Source organism: Halobacillus sp. A1-3 (assembly GCF_050971765.1).
GTDB lineage: Bacteria > Bacillota > Bacilli > Bacillales > Halobacillaceae > Halobacillus > Halobacillus mangrovi_B.
The window spans coordinates 126,468-151,595 of record NZ_JBPCEO010000007.1 but is presented as its reverse complement, the minus strand read 5'-3'; the positions used below and the strand labels follow the sequence as shown (position 1 = coordinate 151,595).

The window sequence follows — 25,128 nt, the reverse complement described above, 5'->3', positions numbered from 1 at the left end:
ACTTAAGGAGCCCTACTCATGAGAAAACTAATGAACCAAAAAGGATTTACACTTATCGAAATGTTAATCGTTTTGCTTGTTATATCCGTGCTCTTGATTATTACAGTCCCCAACCTCTCGAAGCATAATGAAACCATCAGAGAAAAAGGATGTGAAGCGTTAATTGTTACAGCAGAAGCTCAGGTAGAAGCTTATTATTTAGAAGAAAAATCTTACCCAACAATAGAGCAATTAACTACAGGGGGATACTTAAAAGACACTACATGTCCAAATGGGGATGAACTAACAATCAGCGATGGAAAAGTATCAGCTGTCACACCTATTGATTAATAAGTTATGACTTACAAGAATGGATATACTCTCACTGAAGTTCTAATTGTACTTACCGCCTGGTCAATCTTAATTGTCTGCCTCATCCCTCTTCATCTACGTACGTTCCTATCTGTTGAAGCCTCAACGTTCTTCGATCAGCTGGAGGAAGACGTCTTGCTGGCCCAGCAATTGACTGTACAAGACCACCCTTATTATTGGATGAACTTCCGACAAAGCTCAAATGATTATGTTCTATATGATGCGAAAGACAAAGAAACCATATTCATTAGGGAATTCCCTAAAGATTGGAGGTTTGATTTGATGACCCTTGAGAACCCAGTTCGATTTAATGCCAGAGGAATCATAGCAAAACCAGGCACAATGAAAGTTCACAGTCCTTCTTCTACTTATAAAGTCATCTTTCCTTTTGGAGCTAGCAGGTTATATATTGAGAAACAGTAGTGGATTCACTTTTGCAGAAACAGTTGCAGCCTTTAGCATCATAATGATTATCGCCTTCACTCTCTATCCAGCATTAATCGAGATTCGTCTTGAACAGAGGGAATTAGCAATTAAAAGGTATGCCATCGCAACTCTCCACGATCAGTTCCTGCTTCAATCTGAATCCCCTTCGTCTTATCCCCATTTGATAAGTGATTCAAATGATTATGATATCACTATCGTCTTCAAGAAAGAAAACCAGTTCATTAAAGGTTGTGCAGCCTGGACATCCATTGATCGGGAAAAGAAGGAGGTTTGTCTTAATGCTCCTCAATAGCAATAAAGGGTTCACATTGTCAGAGACGATGATAAGTCTGACACTACTCATGGTAATGCTTTCTCTTTCTTATCCTCTTCTACATTCTCTTGAGGGCCCCTCGTATTATAAAGAACTCTCTGCACGCCAGTTTTTCATATTCATCCAGCAGGAAGTTCATTATGCTCGTGAAGCATCGGTCGAGGGAAACAGTTTTCAAATAATTGATTCCAGGCATAGATCGATCACCATCGAACAGTATCAAAACATTGTAAGAAAAAGAGTAGGTGGCAAAGGACATGAAAGTTTATTATCCAAGGTAAAATTATTTACAGTCCAACAAACTGGTTCTGATTTCCTTGTTCAAGTTGAATTAGAAGGTGGTGAAGCTTATCAAAAAAGGATTCACTATGAAACTGTTCAATGACAAAGGAATGATATTCCCTTGGGCAGCAGGATTAGCTGCTCTTTTATTTATTCTGCTGTCCAGCTCACTTGTTCAATACAAGAACCAGATTATCGGAACAAAGGTGTACGAATCCCATATAAGAGAACAGCATTTACTATCAGTTGCAGAAACCCAATTTGTACAAGAATTGTCCAAGAACTATGCAGAGGCTGCCTATACCCCCTTCCACGTCTCTACACCAGACGGAAAAGCTATTGTTTCATGTATTGAAGAACAGGAAGACTCCATTGAATGTGAATGGCGTTTGACACCAATTGATAGAGATCCAAAAATCATAAAAATGTATTATCAAGTAAAAAATCAATAAAATAAAATAGGCATCGCTCCCACTTAAATAAAGGGGCGATACCTATTATGTCGCAAAGTTGGCCATATCTATTACCTCTTTGAATTGTTTATGAAATATTAGCTGTATATTCCATTCGATTATTCGTAATAGCTCTTAGTCCTTCTAAATTGTATCCAACTACAAGTTTTTCACCGTTTGTAAGGATGGGGCGACGAAGCAACTTCGGTTTTTCTATCACTAAATCTAAAAATTCGCTCAATGAGAGATCATCTACATCTATACCTAATTCTTTATATTCTTTACTACGTGTTGCCAATATTTCATCAATTCCTTGGGTAGTTAGAGACAAAATCTTTCTTAGTTCATCAACGTCAGGCGTCTCCCGAAATAAATGTTGCTCATTAAATTCTACTCCTTGGCTCTTTAACCAAGATTTTGTTCGACGACAGGATGTACAACTTGGGTAACTGTAAAATTTTAATTCATCCATTTTCAACGCTCCCTAATTAAGATTAAGTACATTTTATATTGTACAGTTAATGTATAACCTTTGTACAATATTTTAAACCCAATTTCTTAACTTTTTTTATTTAAGTCGTGTTTTTTCTACAAAATCAGGGAACGGTAATGAATAGATCCTCTACTTTAACACAGGAGGAACTCATCGATTTATTTACATTTAATTATAGGTCGTTTATAATATGAATGATAGTTTAACGATGAAAAAGGAGGGGGAAAAAGCATGGATCGTATGTTTAGAGTGCTGGCCTTTTGGACAGGTATTTTCGCTGTTATGTTTTATGCAGGCGATATGATGGAAGCGGCATTATTATCTTTAGTTCAAACGGCTTTTTTCCTTACTGTTGGCTACCTTAAACTGTCAGAACGTATGTATGTATACATATTTTTCTCATACTTGACAGTTTTCATGATTGGATTCACGTACTATTCATCATTTATTCTGGTACCGGGTTTCGGTGGTCACTAAAAAAATCCTGTTATCCTCATTGGATAACAGGATTTTTTTATTTTTTAAATAAAGAAAGGGTTCTCCCTTTTTTCCTCTTCAATTGTTGTTGGCAGTCCGTGCCCTGGATAAATACGCATATCATTACGGAGACTGAAAAGCTGCTCCTCGATACTCTTTTCGAGCTCTTCCCGACTTCCTCCTGGCAAATCAGTCCTGCCCATCCCTCGTTGGAATAAAGTATCTCCAGCTATCGTAAACCTTTGATTTCTAAATACAAAGGAAACACTGCCAGGGGAATGCCCAGGTGTATGACGAACTTCAAATGAGAATCCTGAGATTTCCATTTGTCCTATTTCAAAGAAAAAATCAGCAGGTTCTGCTTTGATTTCTCCTATTTGGAATAATCCTGAGCCATTTTGAGAAGGATCTGATAGCCAATCCGCCTCAGCTTCGTGTATATATACTGGCGCATTGTAAGCCTGTCTAACTTCGTCCCCCGCTCCAATGTGGTCAAAGTGTGCATGCGTCAAAAGAATCGCTTTTACAGCCAGTTCTCTTTCCTTAAGGAAAGCATCTAATTTGTTGAAATCTCCGCCAGGATCGATGACGACCGCTTGGTTATTTTCATATATTATATAAGCGTTTGTGGCCATCGGACCAAGTGGTAATCGAGAAATTTTAATCAATGGATGAACACCTCTCTGTAATTTAATAAAATCATCTAAGATCACTCGACAATTTACCTTTTATGCTATAAAATAAATATGGACTGAATTGAGCTACATATAGTATAACATCCGTACTTTAAGGATGATAATAAAGAAAAGGGATATTGGAGGTGCTGAACTTGGTAACAGCTATTCTTCTTTTACTCGTTGCAATTCTTTGTGTATTAGCCGTCTTCCGTGAGATGAAATCGAAAAATTTCTTTGCCGTTCTTTTTGCAGCCGTCTCAGCATTAATGTTTGGATGGTTCTCCATTATGACGATTTACTCTAATTTGTTTGGGTAAAAAAACAAATCGAGCCGCTCATAGAGCGGCTCGATTTTTTTATTTATCAGGATTGACTTCTGATTTCCTCCTCCGACTCTAACAACTGTTTACTCTTATTAAAGAAGTGCTTATACATCGTTAAAGTGACAAACATAGCACTTAATGAGACAGAAGAAAAAATGCTGAGGGAAATGACGAGTTGGTATTTAATCGCCATGACTGGTTCTACTCCACCTAAAATAAGACCTGTCATCATACCTGGCAATTGCACCAGCCCTATGGTTTTCAATCGATCGATATTGGGGATTAATGCCGCATTCAGCGTCTTTCGTACAATTAAATGTGAGGCATGTTTAGGCTCCGCCCCAAGTGATAAAGCAGCCAATAACCTCCCGTTGTTTTCCTTAAATTCACTTTTCATCCTTTCTAAAGCAAGTCCCATAGCCACCATACTATTTCCAATGACCATTCCACTCATAGGAATTACCTCAGATGGACGAAATTGAACCATATCAAATACAAGCCATAGTGTAAGCACACTTATTTCTATAATGACTAGTCCAATAAAAATGACAGGAAGCACATAAGGAAGCTCTTTTCCTTTCTGTCTTGCGTGGAAGGAAGCAACTATGATCATTACCCCAACCATTATGGGAATACCGACGATCGCCGGAAGGTCAAACAAATACGTCAATAAGTAGCCAATCGCAAATAACTGGACCGTCCCACGTAAGGTGGACCATATAACGCTTTTACTTAAGCCAAGCTGATAAATATAAGACAATGTTAATGGTACAACGACAAAAATAATTAGAAATAATAATGACTGGTTAGATACCTCGGGTGCCAAAATCCATCACATCCTCTACTCTTCCAAATACTTTGATAACTTTTCGGTTTTTGGATGGTCCAGCATATCAGGGATTAATCCATCTTCCTGAAGCTCCCCATCCATAATGAATAATCCTCTATCACCTAAACGCCTAGCTTGATTTAAGTTATGAGTTACCATGAGCATCGTAAGTTTATGCTCCCGAATTAACTCTTCTAACACTTCTTCTATTTCATCAGCTGTTTTGTAATCAAGTGCACTTGTAGGTTCGTCTAATAAAAGCACTTCAGGAGAATTAGCTAATGTCCTGGCAAGTGAGACTCTTTGCATTTCTCCGCCAGAGAGCTGATCAACATCACGTTCCAAGTAACTTTTGGGAAGTTGTACATATTCCAGTAATTTTTCCGCTTGTGTATCTCTCCATTCTCCGAAAAGCTGCGGCCCATATTTCAAATTATCCAGCACTGTTCCTGGAAATAAATTTGGAGACTGGAGCACTAGTCCGACATTTTTTCTTAGTTTGGTTATTGAATAATTCTCAATCGGTTCTCCTTTATAAAAGATAGAACCTTCTTCAGGATCACTCAAACGATTAAAAAGGAACAATAACGTACTCTTACCCGCTCCTGAAGGACCAAATAAAATGACCTTCTCATTTTTTTCAATCGAAAAATTAAGATTTCTTAATGGATCATGAGTAACTTTCTCAAATCGAAACATAACAATCCTCTCTTTCAACAAAACGATGTATGTATGTAAGTATCATTACCCGGTTGAGTATAAAAATATGTAATAAATAAAAAAACCACCATGACACAATGTGCCACGGTGATTTTTTAATAGCTCTTTTACTGATCGAAATCGTAAAAACGGAACAAGTCACCATAAATGATATTATCTGAATACTGTAATTCCTTATCGGCTTTTTCCTTTATAGGCTTACATGCCTCTGCTTCTTCTTCTTGAATTTGTTCTCCCGTAGAACGGTCGTAACATACCCCATCTGTGAAGACATACTGTTCACTCACAAAACTTCCGTCTCTCATGGCGATAAAATCTTTACGGTCTTTAGCAAACATATTATCACCAAAAGTTAAATCATCTTTATTACTAATACCAAGGAGATGAAGCAATGTCGGTTTCACATCAATCTGTCCCACGACTTCTTCCCTGACACCACCGTTTTCATATCCAGGAATGTGAACCATAAAGGGAACTTTTTGCAGTTGGATGTGTTCATATCCATTAATTTCTTTACCTAAGAACTGTCCCATAGCTTTGTTATGATACTCACTAATTCCATAATGGTCGCCCATTAGCACAATAATCGAATCTTCGTATAGTCCGGCTTCCTTCAATTGTTGGAAGAACTGCTCCAGAGATTCATCTGTATAACGTGCTGTTTGGAAGTAATGATTCAATGTTTTTGAACCGGAGTCGTATTGATCTATATTGGCTTTTTCCTCAGGCATCTCAAATGGAAAGTGATGGGTTAGCGTAATAAATTTACTGTAAAACGGTTGCTTTTGAGATTGCAGGTACTTGATCGATTGTTCGAAGAATGCCTTATCTTCAAGACCCCAGCCGAAAGAATTCTCCGGAGTCACTTCATAAGACTGTTCACCATAAAACTGATCATATCCTACATTCTCATACATAACATCACGATTCCAAAAGCTTTTATTGTTTGCATGAAATACGGAAGTTTCGTAACCTTTTTCATTCAGAATTTCAGGCAATGCATTATACTCATTTTGTGCATTCGTAAAGTATACAGCGCCTCTGCCAAGTGGATAGAGTGAATTTTCTACGATAAATTCAGAATCAGATGTTTTACCCTGAGCTGTCTGATGATAGAAATTCTTAAACCAAATGGTGTCTTTACTTTCTTTAAGATCGTTTAAGAATGGAGTAGTTTCCGTTCCGTTAATTTCAGAGTCAAACAGGAAATTTTGGAAGGATTCCACGCTGACAAAAATGACATTCTTGTCCTTAGCTACTCCGTATAAATCTGCATCTTTGGCTTGACCATCAGGAGAGTTTTTATCAAGATAGGATTCAATTTCACTAATCTCACTTCCGTCAGCTAAAACACGCTGCGCTTTCGTCTTTGTCTGCATAGAAGCATCATATAAATGATAATTATAAATCCCAATGTTTTTTACAAGGTATTCTCTGTCAAATGTCCTTACAAAAAGCATCGGACGCTCAATCTCTGCTAATACAACATTTCCAGCGAGCAACAAAAAAGTAACAGCCGTAGCAGCAATCTTCCCTTGAGTGGGCAGCTTAATGGACATATCAAGTTTCTGCTTACTTAAATACCAAATAATCACTACATCTAGGAAGATAAATACATCTTCAATGTGCAGCAAGGTCAAAAAACTTCCTGTTAAGTCAGCAGCATTATTCCCTTGAAACAAAACAGGGATGGTAATGAAATCCGTAAAGTTACGGTAGAAAATTAAGTTTACGAATAAAATTAGTGATCCAATCAATGAAGTCCAGCGCAAGTATTTCATTTGTCTTTTTGGATTAAGCCACACGCTTATCGCGAAAATTAAATACGCACTTGCGAGAGGATTCACAAAAAGGATGAACTCCTGCATAGAATTTTCAATTGATAAATCGAACATGAACCTGTAGACCACATAAGTTTTAATGCCGAATAAAATCGTGGCTAATATAAATAAAGGCATGCGAATTTTATTCAATTGCATGGTGGTTCCTCCCTCTTCTAATCTATCTGGTGGAAAAACGTTAACAGATCTTTTACCTCAATCCACAACTCTATTTACAAATTCCACTTAGAATAATTATTAAACAGCTTACTTTATTATGACGATTATTTTACCATAAAAGTTTCATAATAGGATGACATGCATATTACATACTTGTGACAGACAGATATTACTAAACGACTATGCACTTTATCTATCATATAAGAAAAACACTGGAAAATAAACTGTAATCAGAACTAAAACCATGAAAAAAGTTGGAGCATCTTCTGCTCCAACTTTTTTATTTTTGATTATTTTTTACTAGGTAAGCGCCGCCAATGACTCCTGCATCATTTCCTAGCTGGGCAATCTGAAAACTAGAAGCGGAAGCTGTTCTTCTCAAGGCATATTTTTTGAAGGCCTCTTGTAAAGGTTTTAATAGTTGTTCCCCTGCCTGCGAAACTCCTCCGCCTATAACTATCTTCTCTGGATTTATAGCAATTGCCAAATTAGCGATTGCCATCCCCAGTGTATCCATGACATCGTTTAGGACGGCTTGACTTGCTTCATCACCGTTTGAGGCCATCTCAAAAACATCTTTGGCTGTCAAAGTATCTGAGGATACGAGTGACTTAAGAGAAGACTCTGGATACTCTTCAGCTATGGCTTTTGCTTTCCTTACAATTCCTGTCGCTGATGCTTCAGTTTCTAAACAACCTGTTTTTCCACAATTACATGGAGCTCCACCTTCACGGATAACAGTGACATGCCCAATCTCTGCTGCCGTACCATTTGCTCCGTTTAATATCTGGCCATTAGAGATAATACCGCCGCCGACACCCGTTCCTAAGGTGACTGCAATGAGTTCCTGTGATCCATGACCTGCACCAAGCCAATTCTCTCCAAGAGCCGCTAAGTTTGCGTCGTTATCTACCCAGACTGGTAATCCAGATAACTCCTGTAGTTGATTGCCAAAATCAAAGTCCTTCCACCCTATATTAACTGCTTCATAAATGAACCCTGTATTGGTGTCAACAAAGCCTGGAGCACCTGCACCAATTCCAGCGATTTTCTCCTTAGTAATTTCTTGTGCAGCTAACGTTTCTTCAATCGATTTATGTATATCCTCTGGAATAGACTTTCCTTGGTTATCTGTGTTCGTATGAATTTCCCACTTGTATATAATCTCTCCGTTTTCCTTAATAATAGCTAATTTTACGGTTGTTCCTCCAATATCGGCTCCAATGAAATAGACTTCACTCATTTTATAGCCACTCCCCTTCTTTTTTGTCTCTCATCCTTGCTATTTCTCCCCGTAACAGGAGCATGGCCATTTGAAAGTCCTCTTGACTCATGCATTGAGATTTGTATAGCTCACGGACCTCATCTTCCATTAACTCAAGATCTGCCAGACGGTCGCCGACATATATGAAGGTCCCAAATTTTTTTAACAATTGTTGAATGTCATAAATCGTTTTCATTATTCATCACCTACTTCATTATACCAATTGCCAGTCACATTGAAAATGGAAAAAACCCTGACTTATTAACGGTCAGGGTCTTTAGGATGTAAAAACGCCGGTCTCCTGTTTTTGAGAGGAATTGGCGAACGTACAAGCACATCACGTAATGGCTTCCAAGAGAAAGGCAGAAAAGGCCAAAGGTAAGGCGTTTTAAATGTCTGCATGCTCGCAAGATAAATAAGCCAAAAGGTAACTCCGATGACATAACCTTTCAGACCAAAAAGGCCTGTGATAACAAGTAATGCAATTCTTGTAATTCGATCTGCTAACGCTAATTCATAACTTGGAGTAGCAAAGGTACCGATTGCAGCAAGTGCCAAATACAAGACAACTTCACTTGAAAACAAACCTACCTCGACCGCTACTTGTCCGATGAGAATTGCCGCAACTAAACCTAAAGCTGTAGCCAAAGATGATGGAGTATGGATCGCAGCCATTCTAAGCATGTCAATACCAATTTCCGCTATGAGAAACTGGGCAAGTAAGGGGATCACCCCAGCTTCAGAAGGCCCTAGAAACGACAAATTTTCAGGTAATAAATCAGGGTGCATTGACAAAAGGAAATAAAGCGGCAATACAAAGATAGAAGCAAAAAAGGCAATAAACCGAATCCATCTTAAGTAAGCACCGACAAGCGGCTTCTGTCTATATTCCTCGGCGTGCTGTAAATGATGCCATAGGGTAGCTGGTGTAATCATTACGCTTGGAGATCCGTCAATAATAATTAATATATGCCCTTCATATAGATGAGCGGCTGCTGTATCTGGTCTTTCCGTATATCGGATAACAGGATAAGGATTCCAATGCCGCCCACTGATAAACTCTTCAATTGTCTTCTCAGCCATTGGGAGTGCATCCGTGTCGATCTCTTTCAACACCCGCTGCAAGTGTTCTACTCGTTCCTGGTCAGCAATGTCTTTTAAATAGCAAAGACACACGTCCGTTTGTGACCTTCGCCCAATTTGAACATACTCCATACGAAGTGAACGATCTCTTATTCTTCTTCTTGTTAATGCGGTATTAAAAATGATCGTCTCAACAAATCCGTCTCGCGATCCTCTTACAACCCTTTCTAAATCAGGCTCTTGTGGTCCGCGAACAGGATAAGTCCTTGCATCAATCATAATGACTTCATCGATGCCTTCGACAACAAGCGCAGTCGGCCCTGCAAGTACGGTATCGGCCGCTTTGTTCAGATCCTTCTCCTGATCAAGCTCCACATAAGGCAAATGCGTTTGTAATAATTTTTTTAGGGGATCTGGATCAAGCTGATCAGGATCTAATCTTGACAAGAGCTTCATTAAATAGTGCAGAATGTCATCCTTTACGAAACCGTCAACTAGAAAAAGGGACATACCCCGGCCAGCGTATACGAGGTCGAGGTGAATCATATCAAAGCTTTCTTCCACACCTAAACGGTCCCGCATATAAGCTACATTTTTCTCGTAACTTTGAAAGAGAGGCTGCTTGTCTTCCATTGGATTTCCTCCTCTTTTCTTTATGAGGATTAGTTTTTGTTAATTGAAAGAAATCATACATGGAGACCGTTCGTTTTTTAGGCATGTCCCCTCAATTCCATACATATCTATAACCATATACATAACCACTTATAGGAAAGATTTTAAGGGGATGTTTTTATGAAAAAAGTGTGGTTGTACTGGGTGCTGGGTCCTCTTGTTCTAGCTTTGTTTATTGCTTTTTTGGGAGAGTATTTTCGTGAGGAAGCTGTCATTAAGTACTTTCCACTTGATGAAAAGAGTCAATTTACTTCCTATAAGACTAATTTACAATTTGCGTCGCAGGAAGATGAAGATGAGTATAAGGTTCTTTGGGATATGTCTTCAAAGACAGACGAGAAAATGTATCTGCGCCAAGATGTCTCTCTACTATATGTGAATGGGCGCTTAAAAGGAATTATGAGCAAATGGGAGGAAAACGTCTCAGAAATATCTAAGCAGACATCTCTGCATGGTGAGGATAGTAAGAAGTATGAGGCTATCAGTTTTCACCACGGCGAAATACATCGGGGAGAAGAACCGATAAAGAGTATCCAAGCGACGTCTAAAGATACTTTATATGTCATCGACTCCCCTCATTCTACTCGTACAGCATTCCATGAACCTTCTTCTTCTGAAGAAAAGGAATGGAAAAAGCGGCTGGACCATAGTATACAACAGCAAATCGAAGCTCAATGGGAGGAATTGCTTAATTACTACCAGGTTCCAAGAAACCAGTACACACTCGTTCCTCTGACAGCTTTAGCAGATTACGAGGACAAACCATTCCCAGGAACGACCGAAGAAAATTTCCAACGAATCAAGGGTCAGCTATGGGAAGGGCTTTACAAGAATTACATCCTGGGAATTGCTGATACACAAACCAATCATCCTATTCAAAGTTATATACCTTTAATTCTGTTCGATAAAAATGGCAAACATCTGATGGTCTTATTTGAAGATGACACAGGGAAAAAGCATCAGCTTATTCAATACTATTGAGATAGTTTATCTGCTAACTTTTTGAAATCCTCATTATCAGGGTTAAGCTCAGCAGCTGTTTTGGCAAAATCAGCTGCTTTTGCTTTATCTCCATTTTGCTGGTGTAAGATAGCAAGGTTGTAATAGGCTTCAGCAAGATCAGGTTCTTTTTCTACGACGACCTCTAAATCTTGCTTGGCCTTTTCTTTTTCTCCAATTTGAATATATGCATAGGACCTGTTGAACCTTAATGCCGCTTCGTAACTACCCGGTTCCTCCAAAGCTTGAGATGTAATTGAAATGACTTCTTCATACTCTCCACTTTTGTTCAATTCTTGAGTTTCCTGTACTTGACTAAGTGTCTGCTCGCCGTTAAAGACATTTTGAAGTCCCAAGTTAATCATTATAGCTAAAATCGCTAGGTAAGCAATAGAAGCAGTAGACTGAACGGCTATACTCTTCTTTTTAGGAAGACTGAAAATAATCGAAGCAATGAATCCTCCGACAAGTCCCCCCATGTGGGCACCGTTATCTACTTGAGGAACCAACACTCCAAAAGCAATATTTAACGCAATGACAAATAACAAATTCCAGCCCATTGTTCTGAAAAACAGCCTCCGGTTTCTCACTCCAAAATAAAGAAGAGCCCCAAATAACCCAAAGATAGCGCCGGAAGCACCTGCCGCAACGTGAGGGTTCAGCATGAAGCTTGCGATCCCCCCGAAGATCCCTGCTAAGAAATAGATCCCCGTGAAGCGAAAACTTCCATATATTCGCTCTACAGCATTACCCAAGTAAAACAAAGCAAGCATATTCATGAACAAATGGAGCAACCCGATATGAAGGAACATGGAAGTAACGATTCTCCACCATTCCCCATCTATTATTCCCGGGTTGTATTTAGCACCGAATTCGATAAGAGTCAAAACGGAGGTGCTGCTTCCCTGCCATTCTACATAAGCAAAAGCAAGCAGATTTATGGCTAACAGCACGTAAGTCATGATAGGCTTTCCAAATTGAAAAGCCTTTTGAGCTTCCTGTTTCCTTTCTTTATGTTTGGATACTATTTGCTGTTTCAAATAAGGAAGAATAGATTCCATTTCAAACTCAGTAATTTTGTGATCTAATATTGCATCCTCAATATCAAAGAAACTGTAGAAACGTGATCGTTCTTTCTCTTTATTCTCATCATCCAGATAGTAAATGTAAGAATCGAACCGTTCATTTTTTAATTCTTCTTTAATGTCTTCCCATTCGTCTACAGGGGGGAATTCAGATACATATAAATTGTGTAGCACGACTTTCCCACCACGAAAGAGCTGGCGATTCTGCTTCAATTGCTGATATGTAATCTGCACATCACGCTTCAGCTCATTTCTCCAATTGATTTGGTTATGCTTCAGTCTTACGACATGGGTTTTCCAATGGTATTCCTTTTCCAGCCATACTTCCTGGTCCTTCGTATTCATGTGAAGAACATCAAACTCCTGTACAACGACAAGGTCATGGATTAGCTTCCAAAAGAAATACTCCTGGTCTATATGCATCTCGTCTTCCCCCTTTCTTACACTCATCATACCATGGAGATTATCTCCCTCTCCATCGAACTGCTTTTAAAAAAAGCTGCCAATACGCTTGGCAGCTTTACTCTTTCCACTCTATTCCTGCTGAAAGATATTTGACAACAGTCGTTGTCTGAGCCACGGAATATTCATTGATGCTCTTACAAGTATTTTTCTTAATCCTGGAACCTGTGTAATGACATTCAACAGACGATACCGAAGTTGATAAAGCCCGAAAATAAAGGAACTAACAATAATTATCCATTGCATAAACCGGCGCAACACATCCACCCCTATTCGGTCTTTTGATGTGCTTATTTTCTGCCGGCATTGATGTATCTATACATATTGATTAAGTACAGGGGCCATGGTTTCTTTTAATACAGAAGCAGAGTTAGCGAATTTAGCTTTTTCATCTGGAGTCAAGTTCAATTCGATAATTTCATGAATGCCTTTTCGATTAACGATTGCAGGTACACCAATATATAAGTCATTCACATCATAAGGACCATCAACGTAGCCTGAGATTGTTAATACAGCATTTTCATTATGAAGAATAGCTTTCGTCAGTCTTACAAGTCCCATTGCAATTCCGTAATGAGTTGCTCCTTTTCGTTCAATGATGTGGTAAGCTGCATCCCTTACTTGCTCAAATATTTGGTCAAGGTCTTTTATATCATACTTCTCAGGATGGTCTTTGATCCGATCGAAAACAGAGCGACCAGCTACGTTCGCATGACTCCAGACAGGAAGTTCGGAGTCCCCATGTTCACCTAAAATGTAGGCGTGGACATTGCGGGAATCTAATTGGAAGTATTCACTTAATTGGAACCTTAAACGTGCTGTATCTAAAATGGTTCCAGATCCAATCACGCGGTGCGAAGGAAGCCCAGAGAACTTCCATGTCATGTAGGTCAGGATATCAACCGGATTCGTAGCTACGATGAAAATTCCATCAAACCCACTCCTCCTAACAGAATCAACGATCGATTTGAAGATAGCCGTATTTTTTTCCAATAAATCAAGACGTGTTTCCCCAGGTTTCTGGTTAGCTCCCGCTGTTATAACCACAATATCTGCCGACTGACAGTCTTCGTAATCCCCAAACCAAATCTTTTTATTGGCAGGTGCAAAAGCTAGGCCATGATTTAAATCCATAGCATCTCCTTCAGATTTCTCTTTATTGAGGTCGATCATAACGAGCTCATCCGCAACTCCCTGGTTCAGAAGAGCAAAAGCATAACTAGAACCTACAGCCCCTGTCCCAATTAAAGCGACTCGATTTACATGTTCCATCCATAACCACTCCCTATTTGATAACTTATCTATATTGTAAAACATTTCATGCTCGAATTGGGCAATAAAAAAAGATCCTTCATGAATATTTTGTGAAATCATTCACGTACTTTCAATCCCTTGTTCAGTTACAATATAGGAAACTTTTCTATCGAATTCTTCGACTGGAAGTTGTTCATGCCGTTGTTCTTCAGAAGCAATCATAACGGTAACACCTGGATAATCCGTTAAGAAACGGTCATAATAGCCTCCACCATATCCAATTCTATATCCTTCAGTGTTGAAAAGAAGGCCAGGCACGATTAATAAGTCAATATGCTGTTTCGGCAAGTGCTTGGTTTTAGCAGGATCGGGTTCCTTCAACCCGAAATAGACAGACTCTAACTCACTGTATTTGCTAAGCTGGTGGAAATTGAGCTCCTTAGTCTCTGGGTCGCATTTAGGTACGCTCACAATCTTTTGTTCAGCCCATCCCTGCTCGATAATAGGAAAAGTAGACCATTCATACGTTTGTGAGACTGTAACACCGATAGTTTGTGCCTTTTTCCATAAATCAGAATGAAACAAGTGTTTATACATAAATGCTTCCTTTTCTTGCTTCTCTGCTGGAGTCATGTTTTTCAGCACTATCTTACCTCGTTTTCTTAGCTCTGACTTGTCCATGGGCCATCCTCCTACAATATGGTATAAAAAAAACAGTAGGATGAATTCCTACTGTTTTACTTAGTTTCACGGTGAAGCGTATGCTTGCCTAGACGTGGGCTATATTTCATAAGCTCCAAACGTTCAGGGTTTTTACGCTTGTTTTTAGTACTAATATAATTACGGTCACCAGTTTCGGTGCAAGCAAGTGTAATATTTACACGCATTGTTATCCCTCCATGTCATCAAATCTTTTCACTGTCTTAATCCACATTATCAGACTTAATAATAATAACAAATTACACCCTTACTTTCAAGCACGATTATAGTTATTAACCTGTAGAATCTTGATGAATGATGAGAGTAATTATCCTTACCGATAGTAAAGGCTTAAGAAGGTAAGTGCTCTATTGAGTAAATGTCCCAGCCTTTCTTTTACATATACACCCTAATGATTTGTACGCTAATGCGTTAGTAGCACCCTTTATGCCCCAAACCGGCCAGATAAAGCCAGCAAATCTTCTTAAATCTATTAAATTAATATTTTTGCTTAACATCCTTCCAATTCAAGTCTTCTACTATCCAGCTATTATAATGAATAAAGCAATAACAGCACGCAGGATTATAAAATAAGAGGATGCCCCAAAGCATCCTCTCATTACATATTCTAATTTAGATCGTATTGCTTACCCTTAACAAGGTAAAAGATATTTTCACCGATGTTTGTAATATGGTCTCCGAAACGTTCAATATAACGTGCGATATAGGCCATTTGCATAATATGCTGAATTTGTTCATGATTGATGGCTGTGAGTTCAAGCATGTTCTTCACTACATCGCCGCATTTCTGATCTACAACATCATCCATTTCTCCTAGTTTATTGGCTAGAGAAATATCTTCATATTCGAAAGCTTTGATTGCTAAATCAACCATATCCATTACTAGAATCGCCATTTCACGGAGTTCTGGATCAATTTCAATTCCATGATCTTTACCCAGATGCAAAGTTGCTTTAGCTATATTCGTTGAGTGATCTGCCATACGTTCTAAATCCGATGAAATTTTGATAGCTGTAATCAGTCTTCTAAGGTCTCTTGCCACTGGTTGCTGCTTGGCAAGCATTAATATAGCGTCATCATTGATTTTTTCCTCTTTCTCATCAATGATGGAATCATCTTCAATTATTTTCTTAGCTTTCTCAACATCCCCCTGATACAGCACATGAATGGCTGAATCAAGAGAATATTTTGTATTAAGTGCCAAATCCTTAATTTGCTCTTTCAAATCATTTAAATCCTTTTCGAAATGAGCTCGAACAGACATTCGAATCCCCCTCTTTCTTAATATTTCAATTAACCAAAGCGTCCAGTAATATAATCTTCTGTTCGCTTGTCTTGAGGGTTTTGGAATAGGTTATCTGTTTCAGCGAACTCGATTAGTTCTCCATTTAAGAAGAACGCTGTCTTATCAGAAATACGTGCTGCTTGCTGCATATTGTGTGTAACGATGATAATGCTGTATTTTTTCTTCAATTCCTGAACAAGCTCTTCCACTTTAGCCGTGGAAATCGGATCCAGTGCGGAAGTTGGCTCATCCATCAGGATAACATCAGGTTCTACAGCTAGTGCTCGAGCGATACATACACGCTGCTGCTGTCCGCCTGATAAGCCGTAAGCATTCTCATTCAAACGATCTTTTAGTTCATCCCAGATCGCTGCATCTTTTAGACTTTTTTCTACAATTTGATCAAGCACTTCTTTCTTCTTAATGCCGTGGACACGAGGACCATACGCTACGTTATCATAAACAGACTTTGGAAACGGGTTTGGTTTTTGGAATACCATACCTACTTTCGTGCGCAGATATTCCTGCTTAAATTTACTGCTAAAAATTTCTTCATTACGATATTTGATAGAACCAGATGTCTTCACGATAGGTACCATCTCAACCATGCGATTCAATGTTTTTAAGAACGTTGATTTTCCGCAGCCAGACGGTCCAATAATCGCTGTCACCTGTTTTTCAGGCACATTCATATTCACTTCATACAAAGCCTGATCGGAACCGTACCAAAGATTTAAATCGTTCACTTCCATTACATTGTTTACTTTTTTTGGTGTGTGCTTCTTCTCTTTTTTTTCTACAGAAGGTGCAGTACTTGTAAATCCACCTACAGTTTCTTGATTCTCTTTAATTTTACTCATTATGAAACCCTCCTCATCCATAATTAAAGGCGTCGTTGAAATTTATTTCGAATTAAAACAGCAATTGAGTTCATTAATAGTAGAATAGCTAATAAGACAATAATTCCAGCACCAGCGACGAATTGCCATTCTTCCTGCGGTCTACCCGTCCAGTTGTAGATCTGGATCGGCATAACAGTGTATTTTGCTAATAGCGAGTCAGGAAGTGTAAAGATTGCCGTTGCTGCACCTACGATAATTAGCGGTGCGGTCTCACCAATTGCCCTTGATAAGGCGATAATTGTTCCAGTCAAGATCCCTGGCAAGGCTGCTGGCAAAATAACTCTAGCGATCGTCTGCCACTTAGAAGCTCCCATACCGTACGAAGCTTCCTGAATTTCTGAAGGTACAGACCTTAATGCTTCCTGAGATGCAACAACTATAACTGGCAAGATTAATAGTGCCATTGTCAAGCCACCAGCAATCAAAGTATAACCATAGTTGAACATATACACGAAGAAAGTCAGGCCTAGAAGTCCAAATACAATGGATGGTACTCCTGCCAGGTTTTGAATGTTCACTCTGATAAAATCAGTAAATTTATTCTGTGAAGCATATTCTTCTAAATAAATAGCAGATGCTACCCCTATGATTACTGATACAATCGCTACAATAACCATCAACATAATAGAGCCGATTAAACCTGCCCATATTCCTGCATCTTCAGGATAAGGTGCAGGGAAGCTTCTAATATAATCCCAGCTTAAATATCCAATTCCTTGAGTCAATACACGGTAAAATAGAAGCGCCAGGAATACAAGGCCTACGGTGGTCGCCAGGAAAAACAGCACCATCATGATCTTATTGAACAATACCCGGCCTTCCATACGCTTTTTAATTCCTTGTTCATTTTGTCCAAGCATTAATATTCCTCCCTGAACCTACGTGAAATATACTGTGCGATTAAGTTCATGATTAGGGTAAATACGAATAACGTCATTCCTACTGCATAAAGACTATAATAGATGGTAGATCCGAACGTCGTATCCCCTGTTGCTGCCTGAACGATAAAGGCAGTCATTGTTTGAATGGATTGTGTTGGGTCCATTGTGAGGTTTGGTGTAGCCCCAGCTGCAATCGTAACAATCATTGTTTCTCCGATCGCTCTGGAAATAGCAAGTACAATGGAAGCTACAATTCCTGAGAATGCAGCAGGTAGTACAACTTTAAATACAACCTCTAATTTAGTTGCTCCTAATCCGTAAGCACCTTCACGAAGAGCATTCGGAACAGAGTTCATCGCATCCTCAGATAGAGAAGCAACCATTGGTATAATCATAATTCCTACAACAAACCCACCACTCAATGCGTTGAATATTCCAAGGTCAGGAATAAATGACTGAAACATCGGAGTGACAAATGTCAAAGCAAAGTAACCGTAAACAACTGTAGGGATTCCCGCTAAAACCTCTAGAACCGGTTTGATAACGCGTCTCACCTTATCGTTTGCATATTCACTCAAAAAAATGGCTGACATGAGTCCAAGCGGGACAGCTACAACGGTAGCAATCAAGGTAATGAGCAGTGTTCCGCCAATTAATGGGGCGACTCCATACTCACCAGACCATGGTGACCAATTAGTGCCTGTATAAAAATTAACTAGTGATACATCTGAAAAGAAACCAATAGATTCACGCAATAAAGTAAATAAAATACCAACTGTAGTCAAAACACTAACAACGGCGCATAGCAACAAAAACCAAGGGATTATCTTTTCTATTTTTTCTCCTAGGCTTGTCTTTTGCTTTCTTTGTTCTATCATTTGTTGGACATTCAATCTATTTCCCCCGGATTGCAAGCTTTTGTCCATCAATAAAACTCCTTTCATCCATAACCATAAGGCAAGGTGAGACCAGTTAGGGCCTCACCTACCTTGATAGATTTTTAAAATCAGTCGTTACTCAGCCCAGCCTTCAACTTTATCAAGCTGTTCTTGATATTTTTCTTCTGGAAGAGCTACGTAACCAACTTCTTCAGCTGCTTTACCTGCATTGTTTAGCGTGTATTTTACAAAGTCCTGAACTTGTGGCTTTTCTTTATAAGCATTTACATTAACGTAAGTGAATAGCGGGCGAGAAAGCGGAGTGTAAGAACCGTCCTGGATTGTTTCACCACTAGGTTTAACAGCTTCTCCTTCGCCTTCAGAAATTCCTAGAACTTTAAGGCTGTCTTTGTTCTCAGCGTAGTATGCATAACCAAAGAATCCGATAGCGTTAGGATCGTTTTGGATTCCACGTACTAGTACGTTGTCATCTTCAGAAAGAGTTGTGTTTTCTCCTTCTTTCATTGGCTGTTCTTCAAGGATTACTTCGTTGAAGTAGTCAAAGGTACCAGAATCGTGACCAGGAGAGAAGATTTTAATTGTTTCATCCGGCCATTCCGGATTAAGATCAGACCATTTTTTCACATCAGATGATTCAAGGAAAATTTGTTTAAGTTGTTCAACAGAAAGCTCATCAACAAAATCATTCTTAGAGGAAACTACGACAGAAAGACCATCGTAAGCAAGAGTTAGCGGCTTAAGTTCAACGCCATTCTCTTCAGCAATTTTTTCTTCTTCTTGCTTGATTTCACGAGAAGCATTACTCAAGTCAATTTCACCTTTAGTGGATTTCTTGAACCCTCCACCAGAACCGGAGCTGTTTACAGTAGCGTTAACTTCTGGGTTTTCTGAGCTGTAAGTGTAAACTAGGTTTTCCATGATTGGGAACACTGTAGAGGAACCATCAATGGCAATTGGTCCCGATACTGATTCGGAAGAACCTTCCTCACCATTTGAAGATCCGCTTCCTTCTTCTGTATTACCTTCATTAGATCCGCAAGCTGCAAGTACTCCTAGTACAAGGATGAATGCTAGCATAAGAGCTAAACTCTTAAAGTTTTTCATGTTCTTTTTCCCCCTATGTCTTTGAATTGTTTTGGGTATTGGCTTGGCCAACTCACATTTTATATACTAACGAGAGAGTTTTAAGGACATATAAATGAAACGTTAAGGTTTTGTAAATTGACGATTTTTGCAGAAAAAAAAAGAGTGATACTTGTCGTATCACTCTTTCTCAGCTGCTTCATCTTCCTTATTTATATTCATATCAACGCCTTCTTTGGCACGCTTTTCTTTTAATTCAAAGTACGCTTGCCCAATTCGCGCTCCAATATTGTTACTTACACTGAACGTTTGTGAGGCGTCTACTCCCACATATGGTGTCATAACGGAAAACGCAATCTCTGGGTCGTCATAAGGCGCATATCCAATTAATGTTTTATTTAACGTATCCACTCCATAATATCCATCGCCATTTTCTCTTGGAATGTACTTCCTTGATTCTGCAGTTCCGGTTTTTCCAGCCATTCTATATTGAGCAAAAGGTTGTTTGGAGAAAACACTGCTGGCAGTACCTTGACTCGTTTGAAACACTTGCCGGAAGCCCTCTTGAACTCTGTCAATATAATCAGGATCCATTTCAATTTGATTTAACACTTTAGGTGAATAGTCTTTATAAATCGGACCAAGTCCTTCTGTCTTTCTAGATGGATCATGGATTTCTTTTACTAACTGAAGTTTGACGCGGTCTCCTCCATTAGCAATAGTAGAGACGTATTGGTTCAACTGCATAGCTGTATAAGTACTGTATTGGCCGATAGAAAAATCTAAAATGTTACCTGGCAATGGATTATCTCCTTTAAAGCCAGTTTCTTCGTATGGAAAATCTAATCCTGTTTCTACACCTAGCCCAAACTGATTAAAGTTGTATAGAAACTTTTCAAACGTTCCCTCTTCTAAACGAAGCGAAGGTCGATCGTATTGCATGTCATACACCCCGCCCATTCGCATGGCTAAGAAGAACATGTAAACGTTCGAGGATTGCTGTAAGGCAGAAACGTCATTAATCCATCCGATATTCGGGGTATAAGATCTTTTCACATCCCCTGCGATCGAAACGGGCTTGTCATTAAGTCCGAAACCAGGATCAATCGCACCTTCATGGAGACCAGTTAAAATGGTGGCCCCTTTTACAGTAGATCCAGGTGTATAAGCGTTATAAACTGCCTGGTGAGATGTATCAGAAAAACGGTCTTCTCCGTCTTTTGGATTCCGATTATAGGTTTGTCCAGAGATCGCAAGTACTTCTCCTGTATTAGGGTCAGAAACAACAGCTACGGAATTCTCTAAATACTTGTTATCCCCGGGAGCTTTAGCTATAGCATTTGCTAATTCTTCTTGAACAACCTGATCCACCTTTTTCTGAAGTTCCATATCAATTGATAAAACTAGATCTTTTCCACGTTGTCCTTCACGGATGACTTTTGTATCCACCACATTGTTGTTCTTATCTGTTTCGTATTGAACTTTTTCTTTTGTGCCCCGGAGTACTTCTTCATACTGTTGTTCAAGCCCGCTAATACCTACACGATCATTACGACTATAATCAAGGGACATGTAGTAGTCTAAATCGTCTCTCGGCACGCCTTGTTCTGTAGAAGTAATGCTGCCAATGTAGTTGCGGAATGTATTTTGAAAAGGATATTCCCTTTTCCAATCAGCTGTCACGTTAATGCCCGGTAAGTTTGCCAGATGCTCAGCTACAGCTGAGTATTCCTTCTCCGTAATATCTGCGTTTTTCACAGTATGAGGAGAAAGAGCATACGCCTTATCCAATTCTTTTTTAATGACAATAACTTCTTTAACAGCGTCGTCGTACCCCTCAATTTCCTCTTTCTTAATACTGTCTAACTGAAGTTGATAAACTTCACCATTATCTAAATCGGCGGTATCTTTGTCTGCAATTCGTTCTCGCATTTCATCACGATTTTTTAAGAAGTAGTACTCTTTCAAATCACGTTCGCTCAATTTATTTTCAAAATCCATATCGATATACTTAGCGAGTTTCTCAGCCAGCTCTAATCTGTCCTCAGGCTGGACACCCTTAGGCGGGGTATATGTAATGGAATAGAGCGGCTGGTTGTCAACAATGACACGTCCGAAACGATCGTACATTTCACCTCTTGGTACAGGAATGTTCGTCGTTGTATTTTCTGTACGGTCAATTTCGTCCTGAGCCTCTTCTCCATTTAATATTTGAACTACCCCAAGCTGCAAAATAATGCCAGCGAAAAGTAAAAACACTACAAAAAATACCACATTCAAACGAAAAGGAAGGTGTGATTTCTTATTAAAACCATTCTTCTTTTTCCCCATGATTGTCCTCTCCCTTTTTCAACAAAATCCGTATCTATTATAGCATCTTTTTCCTACTTAATAATAGACGAGCCTCATGGGAGAAATGTTTCAATTATGTGTCGTTTTCATCATTTTCGTGTCTATATTTTTTATAAAAAAGTAAATTACAAAGTGACCTCCGCCCACCAATAGCAGAATATAAGGGATTCCCGTTTCAGGTGTAATGACTGTGATTGCGCCTAAGAATGTAAGAATGGAGAGAACCCGTCCTATATTGAGAAATATCTCCCGCACCACAATATATTCAATTCTCATTTCACCTGCATTCCATGACTTTCCGATCACATCATACGTGAGGGATAAATAAGGAACATACAATAATGGGAAAAACACCCCCGCTATTCCTGCGTAAATGAGCAGCAGAAACATACTGTTACTTACTAATAAAATCAACACATTTAAATACAGAACTAGTCCCGCAAGAAATATAGCTTTCTTTCTTCGACGTGGTTTCACAATCCTACTTACTAAAAAATAAAAGAGGAAAGAACATCCGGAGTAAACAAGATTAAATACCCCAATGGAGAGTTCATCCCTTGTCATTAAGAAAATCCAAATAGAAACTGCGAATAAAAAGACACCTTCTCTGAATCCTTGAGCCACATGAGCATTTAAAATCCTTTTCCAGTTTACATTATTTCTTCGTTCATTAATAATCCTTCGAAAAGAGAAATTTCCGTTTGCTTTTCTTCTGGACAATCCAAAACTAACGAGAACGGCAATAATAAATAACCCAAAGGATATCGCAAATATAACAGTGTATCCTGTGAAGTTATTGAGCCGAGATATAATGAATCCTGCAAGCAAAGGACCACTCATTCCTCCAAGAGATTGCAGTACACCTAGAAACCCATTAAAAAAGTCCCTTGTTTCTGGTTCGGTAATCTCAAACGTCAAAACATTATAAGCAAGCCAGTAAAATCCATATCCAACGCCGAGCAGTGCACCCAGCATAATATTAAAAGTAGCTGCTTTCTCTCCTACAATGAGTACAGTCAAAAAAAACAATGACAGGACGGTTACACCTGTGCGAAGTACGATGACCCTGTCGATCTTTTTTGCACATTTGCCTGCAAATATAAAAGTTAGAGGCTGCAAAACATAGATGCTTAAATTATAGAGAGCAATGTCTGTATAGCTGTTAGACTGCTTCCATAAATAAATGTTCACAAATGTACTGGATAAAAATATGCCTAGGGAGTATAAGCCTCCTATTAATAACAGCAACAACAGATCCTTTGATACATTTTCGTGGCTCAGCCACGCACGTAGCTTACTCACCATATCCATGTCTCCTTTGCGTTCTTTCATAGTGTTGTCAGAACGAAAGGAGATATACAAAAAGAAAAGGCATGGATAAATATCCATGCCTTGCCTACGTCTTTTTATGCTTATTTAGCAGCGTCGAAACGCTTAGCTACTTCCTCCCAGTTTACTACGTTCCAGAATGCTGAAACGTAATCAGGACGACGGTTTTGGTAGTTCAGGTAGTATGCGTGTTCCCAAACATCCAAACCAAGGATTGGAGTTTTACCTTCCATGATCGGTGAATCTTGGTTCAATGTGTCAATGACTTCAAGGTTACCATTGTTCACAACTAGCCAAGCCCAACCTGATCCGAAGCGGCCTTTAGCAGTTTCTTCAAATTTTTCTTTGAATTGATCGAAGCTGCCAAACGTATCGTTAATTTGAGTAGCCAAGTCACCAGTCGGCTCTCCACCGCCATTCGGGGACATGATTGTCCAGAAAAGGCTGTGGTTTGCGTGACCGCCACCGTTACGGCGGACAGCCGTACGAATGTCTTCAGGTACTGCGGACAAGTTGTTTGAAAGCAGTTCCTCAAGAGACTTATCTTGAAGATCTGAATGTCCTTCTAAAGCATTGTTCAGCTTCGTTACATAGCCGTTATGGTGCTTCGTATGGTGGATGTTCATTGTTTCCTTATCAATAGTAGGTTCTAGTGCGTCATAAGCGTAAGGTAATTCTGGTAGTTCAAATTTAGCCATAATGAAAACTCCTCCTTTAAATTAATATGTAAAATTAAGAATGAGACTTGCCCGTCTCTTCTCAATTTTACATTATCAAACCGTACTTGCAGTTGCAAATGTTTTGCAACTGGAAAGATAACTTATCTTCCGATATTAAGAATTCCCTTAATATTGAAATTCAAACATAAAAAAATAACAAGCAAAGTAGCTTGTTATTCTAAAAGTGGCTCGGGACGGAATCGAACCGCCGACACACGGATTTTCAGTCCGTTGCTCTACCGACTGAGCTACCGAGCCGTAGTTATATATAGCATTGAGTTTTCCTCTCGCTCTCACTCTGGTTTCGATGCTGATTCTAAGACGTTTTGTGCTCGTCTCGTTGCAAGTCCTTTCAGTGATGTCTCGCTTCTCGCAAAGCCTACTATGATGACTAGGCAAAGATGTTTTACGGCTTCTCTACCGACTGAGCTACCGAGCCATGAGAGTATTATTTTTCTTAAATGAAGTACAACGCTCAAATACTGTTATGTATCATGGCGGAGGAGGAGGGATTCGAACCCCCGCGGGGCGTAAACCCCCTGGCGGTTTTCAAGACCGCTCCCTTCAGCCAGACTTGGGTACTCCTCCGGATGATAAAAAGTATGGTGGACCCTGCAGGACTCGAACCTGCGACCGATCGGTTATGAGCCGATAGCTCTAACCAGCTGAGCTAAGGGTCCACATGGGGCGGTTGATGGGAATCGAACCCACGAATGCCGGAACCACAATCCGGTGCGTTAACCACTTCGCCACAACCGCCATGACGCTTAGTTAT

At 39.3% G+C, this 25,128-nt stretch carries 29 protein-coding genes and 4 tRNA genes; 8 read left to right on the top strand and 25 right to left on the bottom strand.

Annotated elements, in window-relative coordinates:
• The first annotated feature begins 18 nt into the window (after positions 1-18).
• Genes comGC through ACRYKC_RS13635 form a run of 5 tightly spaced genes read left to right on the top strand, consistent with a single transcriptional unit; the run spans position 19 to position 1,845 of the window.
• A complete protein-coding gene (comGC, locus tag ACRYKC_RS13655; RefSeq protein ID WP_433807274.1) occupies positions 19-330 on the top strand; it encodes a competence type IV pilus major pilin ComGC in 312 nt (103 codons plus the stop codon).
• A gap of 6 nt (positions 331-336) precedes the next feature.
• Positions 337-774 carry a competence type IV pilus minor pilin ComGD gene (gene comGD, locus ACRYKC_RS13650; protein WP_433807273.1) on the top strand — a complete coding sequence of 146 codons (438 nt, stop codon included), beginning with the start codon at positions 337-339 and terminating at the stop codon, positions 772-774.
• On the top strand, positions 761-1,090 hold the full coding sequence (locus ACRYKC_RS13645; protein WP_433807272.1) for a hypothetical protein: 330 nt from the start codon (positions 761-763) through the stop codon (positions 1,088-1,090). The genes comGD and ACRYKC_RS13645 overlap by 14 nt, the downstream gene beginning before the upstream one ends.
• Positions 1,077-1,496, top strand: a complete 420-nt coding sequence (locus ACRYKC_RS13640; protein WP_433807271.1) for a competence type IV pilus minor pilin ComGF — start codon at positions 1,077-1,079, stop codon at positions 1,494-1,496. The genes ACRYKC_RS13645 and ACRYKC_RS13640 overlap by 14 nt, the downstream gene beginning before the upstream one ends.
• Complete coding sequence (locus tag ACRYKC_RS13635) at positions 1,480-1,845, top strand: hypothetical protein (RefSeq protein WP_433807270.1); 366 nt, start codon at positions 1,480-1,482, stop codon at positions 1,843-1,845. The genes ACRYKC_RS13640 and ACRYKC_RS13635 overlap by 17 nt, the downstream gene beginning before the upstream one ends.
• A gap of 88 nt (positions 1,846-1,933) precedes the next feature.
• Here ACRYKC_RS13635 and ACRYKC_RS13630 read toward each other — a convergent pair whose 3' ends face one another.
• Positions 1,934-2,317 carry a Spx/MgsR family RNA polymerase-binding regulatory protein gene (locus ACRYKC_RS13630; protein WP_433807269.1) on the bottom strand — a complete coding sequence of 128 codons (384 nt, stop codon included), beginning with the start codon at positions 2,315-2,317 and terminating at the stop codon, positions 1,934-1,936.
• A gap of 252 nt (positions 2,318-2,569) precedes the next feature.
• Between ACRYKC_RS13630 and ACRYKC_RS13625 the strand changes: the two genes are divergently transcribed.
• Positions 2,570-2,815: a DUF2626 domain-containing protein gene (locus ACRYKC_RS13625; protein WP_433807268.1), complete on the top strand. Its 246-nt coding sequence runs from the start codon at positions 2,570-2,572 to the stop codon at positions 2,813-2,815.
• A 44-nt stretch (positions 2,816-2,859) separates the two neighbouring features.
• On the opposite strand, the gene ACRYKC_RS13620 is transcribed toward ACRYKC_RS13625, so the two are convergent.
• Positions 2,860-3,483: an MBL fold metallo-hydrolase gene (locus ACRYKC_RS13620; protein ID WP_433807267.1), complete on the bottom strand. Its 624-nt coding sequence runs from the start codon at positions 3,481-3,483 to the stop codon at positions 2,860-2,862.
• Positions 3,484-3,644: 161 nt separating this feature from the next.
• Here ACRYKC_RS13620 and ACRYKC_RS13615 point away from each other — a divergent pair, with 161 nt between their 5' ends.
• Entirely contained in the window at positions 3,645-3,809 is a 165-nt protein-coding gene (locus ACRYKC_RS13615) for a DUF2759 family protein (protein WP_433807266.1), read from the top strand.
• A 46-nt stretch (positions 3,810-3,855) separates the two neighbouring features.
• On the opposite strand, the gene ACRYKC_RS13610 is transcribed toward ACRYKC_RS13615, so the two are convergent.
• From ACRYKC_RS13610 to ACRYKC_RS13585, 6 genes are all read right to left on the bottom strand, one after another.
• Complete coding sequence (locus ACRYKC_RS13610) at positions 3,856-4,641, bottom strand: ABC transporter permease (protein WP_433807265.1); 786 nt, start codon at positions 4,639-4,641, stop codon at positions 3,856-3,858.
• Between the two features lie 15 nt (positions 4,642-4,656).
• Positions 4,657-5,343, bottom strand: coding sequence for an ABC transporter ATP-binding protein (locus tag ACRYKC_RS13605; protein WP_433807264.1), 687 nt, complete (start codon positions 5,341-5,343; stop codon positions 4,657-4,659).
• Positions 5,344-5,471: 128 nt separating this feature from the next.
• Positions 5,472-7,343 carry an LTA synthase family protein gene (locus ACRYKC_RS13600; RefSeq protein WP_433807263.1) on the bottom strand — a complete coding sequence of 624 codons (1,872 nt, stop codon included), beginning with the start codon at positions 7,341-7,343 and terminating at the stop codon, positions 5,472-5,474.
• Positions 7,344-7,644: 301 nt separating this feature from the next.
• Positions 7,645-8,607 carry an ROK family glucokinase gene (locus tag ACRYKC_RS13595; protein ID WP_433807262.1) on the bottom strand — a complete coding sequence of 321 codons (963 nt, stop codon included), beginning with the start codon at positions 8,605-8,607 and terminating at the stop codon, positions 7,645-7,647.
• A 1-nt stretch (position 8,608) separates the two neighbouring features.
• Complete coding sequence (locus ACRYKC_RS13590; protein WP_433807261.1) at positions 8,609-8,824, bottom strand: YqgQ family protein; 216 nt, start codon at positions 8,822-8,824, stop codon at positions 8,609-8,611.
• A 65-nt stretch (positions 8,825-8,889) separates the two neighbouring features.
• Positions 8,890-10,344: a spore germination protein gene (locus tag ACRYKC_RS13585; RefSeq protein ID WP_433807260.1), complete on the bottom strand. Its 1,455-nt coding sequence runs from the start codon at positions 10,342-10,344 to the stop codon at positions 8,890-8,892.
• A 159-nt stretch (positions 10,345-10,503) separates the two neighbouring features.
• Here ACRYKC_RS13585 and ACRYKC_RS13580 point away from each other — a divergent pair, with 159 nt between their 5' ends.
• Positions 10,504-11,364: a hypothetical protein gene (locus ACRYKC_RS13580; RefSeq protein ID WP_433807259.1), complete on the top strand. Its 861-nt coding sequence runs from the start codon at positions 10,504-10,506 to the stop codon at positions 11,362-11,364.
• Here the strand turns inward: ACRYKC_RS13580 and ACRYKC_RS13575 are convergent.
• From ACRYKC_RS13575 to ACRYKC_RS13495, 17 genes are all read right to left on the bottom strand, one after another.
• Positions 11,358-12,917, bottom strand: coding sequence for a rhomboid family intramembrane serine protease (locus ACRYKC_RS13575; RefSeq protein WP_433807258.1), 1,560 nt, complete (start codon positions 12,915-12,917; stop codon positions 11,358-11,360). The genes ACRYKC_RS13580 and ACRYKC_RS13575 overlap by 7 nt on opposite strands.
• Before the next feature lie 84 nt (positions 12,918-13,001).
• Positions 13,002-13,175, bottom strand: a complete 174-nt coding sequence (locus ACRYKC_RS13570; protein ID WP_433807257.1) for a hypothetical protein — start codon at positions 13,173-13,175, stop codon at positions 13,002-13,004.
• 69 nt (positions 13,176-13,244) lie between these two features.
• On the bottom strand, positions 13,245-14,201 hold the full coding sequence (locus ACRYKC_RS13565) for an L-lactate dehydrogenase (protein ID WP_433807256.1): 957 nt from the start codon (positions 14,199-14,201) through the stop codon (positions 13,245-13,247).
• A gap of 102 nt (positions 14,202-14,303) precedes the next feature.
• Positions 14,304-14,864 (bottom strand): 5-formyltetrahydrofolate cyclo-ligase, encoded by a 561-nt coding sequence (locus ACRYKC_RS13560; protein WP_433807255.1) that lies wholly within the window; start codon positions 14,862-14,864, stop codon positions 14,304-14,306.
• A gap of 56 nt (positions 14,865-14,920) precedes the next feature.
• Positions 14,921-15,070, bottom strand: coding sequence for a 50S ribosomal protein L33 (gene rpmG, locus ACRYKC_RS13555; protein ID WP_035551360.1), 150 nt, complete (start codon positions 15,068-15,070; stop codon positions 14,921-14,923).
• A 440-nt stretch (positions 15,071-15,510) separates the two neighbouring features.
• The gene (phoU, locus tag ACRYKC_RS13550; protein WP_433807254.1) at positions 15,511-16,167 is read right to left on the bottom strand and encodes a phosphate signaling complex protein PhoU; all 657 of its coding nucleotides are present in this window, start codon (positions 16,165-16,167) and stop codon (positions 15,511-15,513) included.
• Between the two features lie 29 nt (positions 16,168-16,196).
• Positions 16,197-17,048, bottom strand: coding sequence for a phosphate ABC transporter ATP-binding protein PstB (pstB, locus tag ACRYKC_RS13545; protein WP_433807253.1), 852 nt, complete (start codon positions 17,046-17,048; stop codon positions 16,197-16,199).
• A gap of 23 nt (positions 17,049-17,071) precedes the next feature.
• Positions 17,072-17,950: a phosphate ABC transporter permease PstA gene (gene pstA / locus ACRYKC_RS13540; RefSeq protein WP_433807252.1), complete on the bottom strand. Its 879-nt coding sequence runs from the start codon at positions 17,948-17,950 to the stop codon at positions 17,072-17,074.
• Positions 17,950-18,897 (bottom strand): phosphate ABC transporter permease subunit PstC, encoded by a 948-nt coding sequence (pstC, locus tag ACRYKC_RS13535; protein ID WP_433807251.1) that lies wholly within the window; start codon positions 18,895-18,897, stop codon positions 17,950-17,952. The genes pstA and pstC overlap by 1 nt, the downstream gene beginning before the upstream one ends.
• A gap of 87 nt (positions 18,898-18,984) precedes the next feature.
• A complete protein-coding gene (locus ACRYKC_RS13530) occupies positions 18,985-19,974 on the bottom strand; it encodes a PstS family phosphate ABC transporter substrate-binding protein (protein WP_433807250.1) in 990 nt (329 codons plus the stop codon).
• Positions 19,975-20,133: 159 nt separating this feature from the next.
• Entirely contained in the window at positions 20,134-22,284 is a 2,151-nt protein-coding gene (locus tag ACRYKC_RS13525) for a peptidoglycan D,D-transpeptidase FtsI family protein (protein ID WP_433807249.1), read from the bottom strand.
• Between the two features lie 90 nt (positions 22,285-22,374).
• Complete coding sequence (locus tag ACRYKC_RS13520) at positions 22,375-23,610, bottom strand: MFS transporter (protein WP_433807248.1); 1,236 nt, start codon at positions 23,608-23,610, stop codon at positions 22,375-22,377.
• Positions 23,611-23,717: 107 nt separating this feature from the next.
• Positions 23,718-24,332, bottom strand: a complete 615-nt coding sequence (locus tag ACRYKC_RS13515) for a superoxide dismutase (RefSeq protein ID WP_433807247.1) — start codon at positions 24,330-24,332, stop codon at positions 23,718-23,720.
• 206 nt (positions 24,333-24,538) lie between these two features.
• A tRNA-Phe gene (locus ACRYKC_RS13510) sits at positions 24,539-24,611 on the bottom strand.
• Positions 24,612-24,848: 237 nt separating this feature from the next.
• A tRNA-Ser gene (locus ACRYKC_RS13505) sits at positions 24,849-24,941 on the bottom strand.
• Positions 24,942-24,956: 15 nt separating this feature from the next.
• Positions 24,957-25,033 (bottom strand) — tRNA-Ile (locus ACRYKC_RS13500).
• Positions 25,034-25,036: 3 nt separating this feature from the next.
• Positions 25,037-25,112 (bottom strand) — tRNA-His (locus ACRYKC_RS13495).
• Positions 25,113-25,128: the final 16 nt, after the last annotated feature.

Coding starts and splice junctions, on each gene's coding strand:
- phoU (WP_433807254.1), bottom strand. CDS start 16,167: ATGTCTGTTCGAGCTCATTTCGAAAAGGATTTAAATGATTTGAAAGAG.
- ACRYKC_RS13585 (WP_433807260.1), bottom strand. CDS start 10,344: ATGGAAGACAAGCAGCCTCTCTTTCAAAGTTACGAGAAAAATGTAGCT.
- ACRYKC_RS13640 (WP_433807271.1), top strand. CDS start 1,077: ATGCTCCTCAATAGCAATAAAGGGTTCACATTGTCAGAGACGATGATA.
- ACRYKC_RS13580 (WP_433807259.1), top strand. CDS start 10,504: ATGAAAAAAGTGTGGTTGTACTGGGTGCTGGGTCCTCTTGTTCTAGCT.
- ACRYKC_RS13525 (WP_433807249.1), bottom strand. CDS start 22,284: ATGGGGAAAAAGAAGAATGGTTTTAATAAGAAATCACACCTTCCTTTT.
- pstA (WP_433807252.1), bottom strand. CDS start 17,950: ATGCTTGGACAAAATGAACAAGGAATTAAAAAGCGTATGGAAGGCCGG.
- ACRYKC_RS13520 (WP_433807248.1), bottom strand. CDS start 23,610: ATGGTGAGTAAGCTACGTGCGTGGCTGAGCCACGAAAATGTATCAAAG.
- rpmG (WP_035551360.1), bottom strand. CDS start 15,070: ATGCGTGTAAATATTACACTTGCTTGCACCGAAACTGGTGACCGTAAT.
- ACRYKC_RS13565 (WP_433807256.1), bottom strand. CDS start 14,201: ATGGAACATGTAAATCGAGTCGCTTTAATTGGGACAGGGGCTGTAGGT.
- ACRYKC_RS13605 (WP_433807264.1), bottom strand. CDS start 5,343: ATGTTTCGATTTGAGAAAGTTACTCATGATCCATTAAGAAATCTTAAT.
- ACRYKC_RS13630 (WP_433807269.1), bottom strand. CDS start 2,317: ATGGATGAATTAAAATTTTACAGTTACCCAAGTTGTACATCCTGTCGT.
- ACRYKC_RS13560 (WP_433807255.1), bottom strand. CDS start 14,864: ATGGACAAGTCAGAGCTAAGAAAACGAGGTAAGATAGTGCTGAAAAAC.
- ACRYKC_RS13635 (WP_433807270.1), top strand. CDS start 1,480: ATGAAACTGTTCAATGACAAAGGAATGATATTCCCTTGGGCAGCAGGA.
- comGC (WP_433807274.1), top strand. CDS start 19: ATGAGAAAACTAATGAACCAAAAAGGATTTACACTTATCGAAATGTTA.
- ACRYKC_RS13530 (WP_433807250.1), bottom strand. CDS start 19,974: ATGAAAAACTTTAAGAGTTTAGCTCTTATGCTAGCATTCATCCTTGTA.
- ACRYKC_RS13600 (WP_433807263.1), bottom strand. CDS start 7,343: ATGCAATTGAATAAAATTCGCATGCCTTTATTTATATTAGCCACGATT.
- comGD (WP_433807273.1), top strand. CDS start 337: ATGACTTACAAGAATGGATATACTCTCACTGAAGTTCTAATTGTACTT.
- pstC (WP_433807251.1), bottom strand. CDS start 18,897: ATGGACAAAAGCTTGCAATCCGGGGGAAATAGATTGAATGTCCAACAA.
- ACRYKC_RS13590 (WP_433807261.1), bottom strand. CDS start 8,824: ATGAAAACGATTTATGACATTCAACAATTGTTAAAAAAATTTGGGACC.
- pstB (WP_433807253.1), bottom strand. CDS start 17,048: ATGAGTAAAATTAAAGAGAATCAAGAAACTGTAGGTGGATTTACAAGT.
- ACRYKC_RS13625 (WP_433807268.1), top strand. CDS start 2,570: ATGGATCGTATGTTTAGAGTGCTGGCCTTTTGGACAGGTATTTTCGCT.
- ACRYKC_RS13595 (WP_433807262.1), bottom strand. CDS start 8,607: ATGAGTGAAGTCTATTTCATTGGAGCCGATATTGGAGGAACAACCGTA.
- ACRYKC_RS13515 (WP_433807247.1), bottom strand. CDS start 24,332: ATGGCTAAATTTGAACTACCAGAATTACCTTACGCTTATGACGCACTA.
- ACRYKC_RS13570 (WP_433807257.1), bottom strand. CDS start 13,175: ATGCAATGGATAATTATTGTTAGTTCCTTTATTTTCGGGCTTTATCAA.
- ACRYKC_RS13575 (WP_433807258.1), bottom strand. CDS start 12,917: ATGAGTGTAAGAAAGGGGGAAGACGAGATGCATATAGACCAGGAGTAT.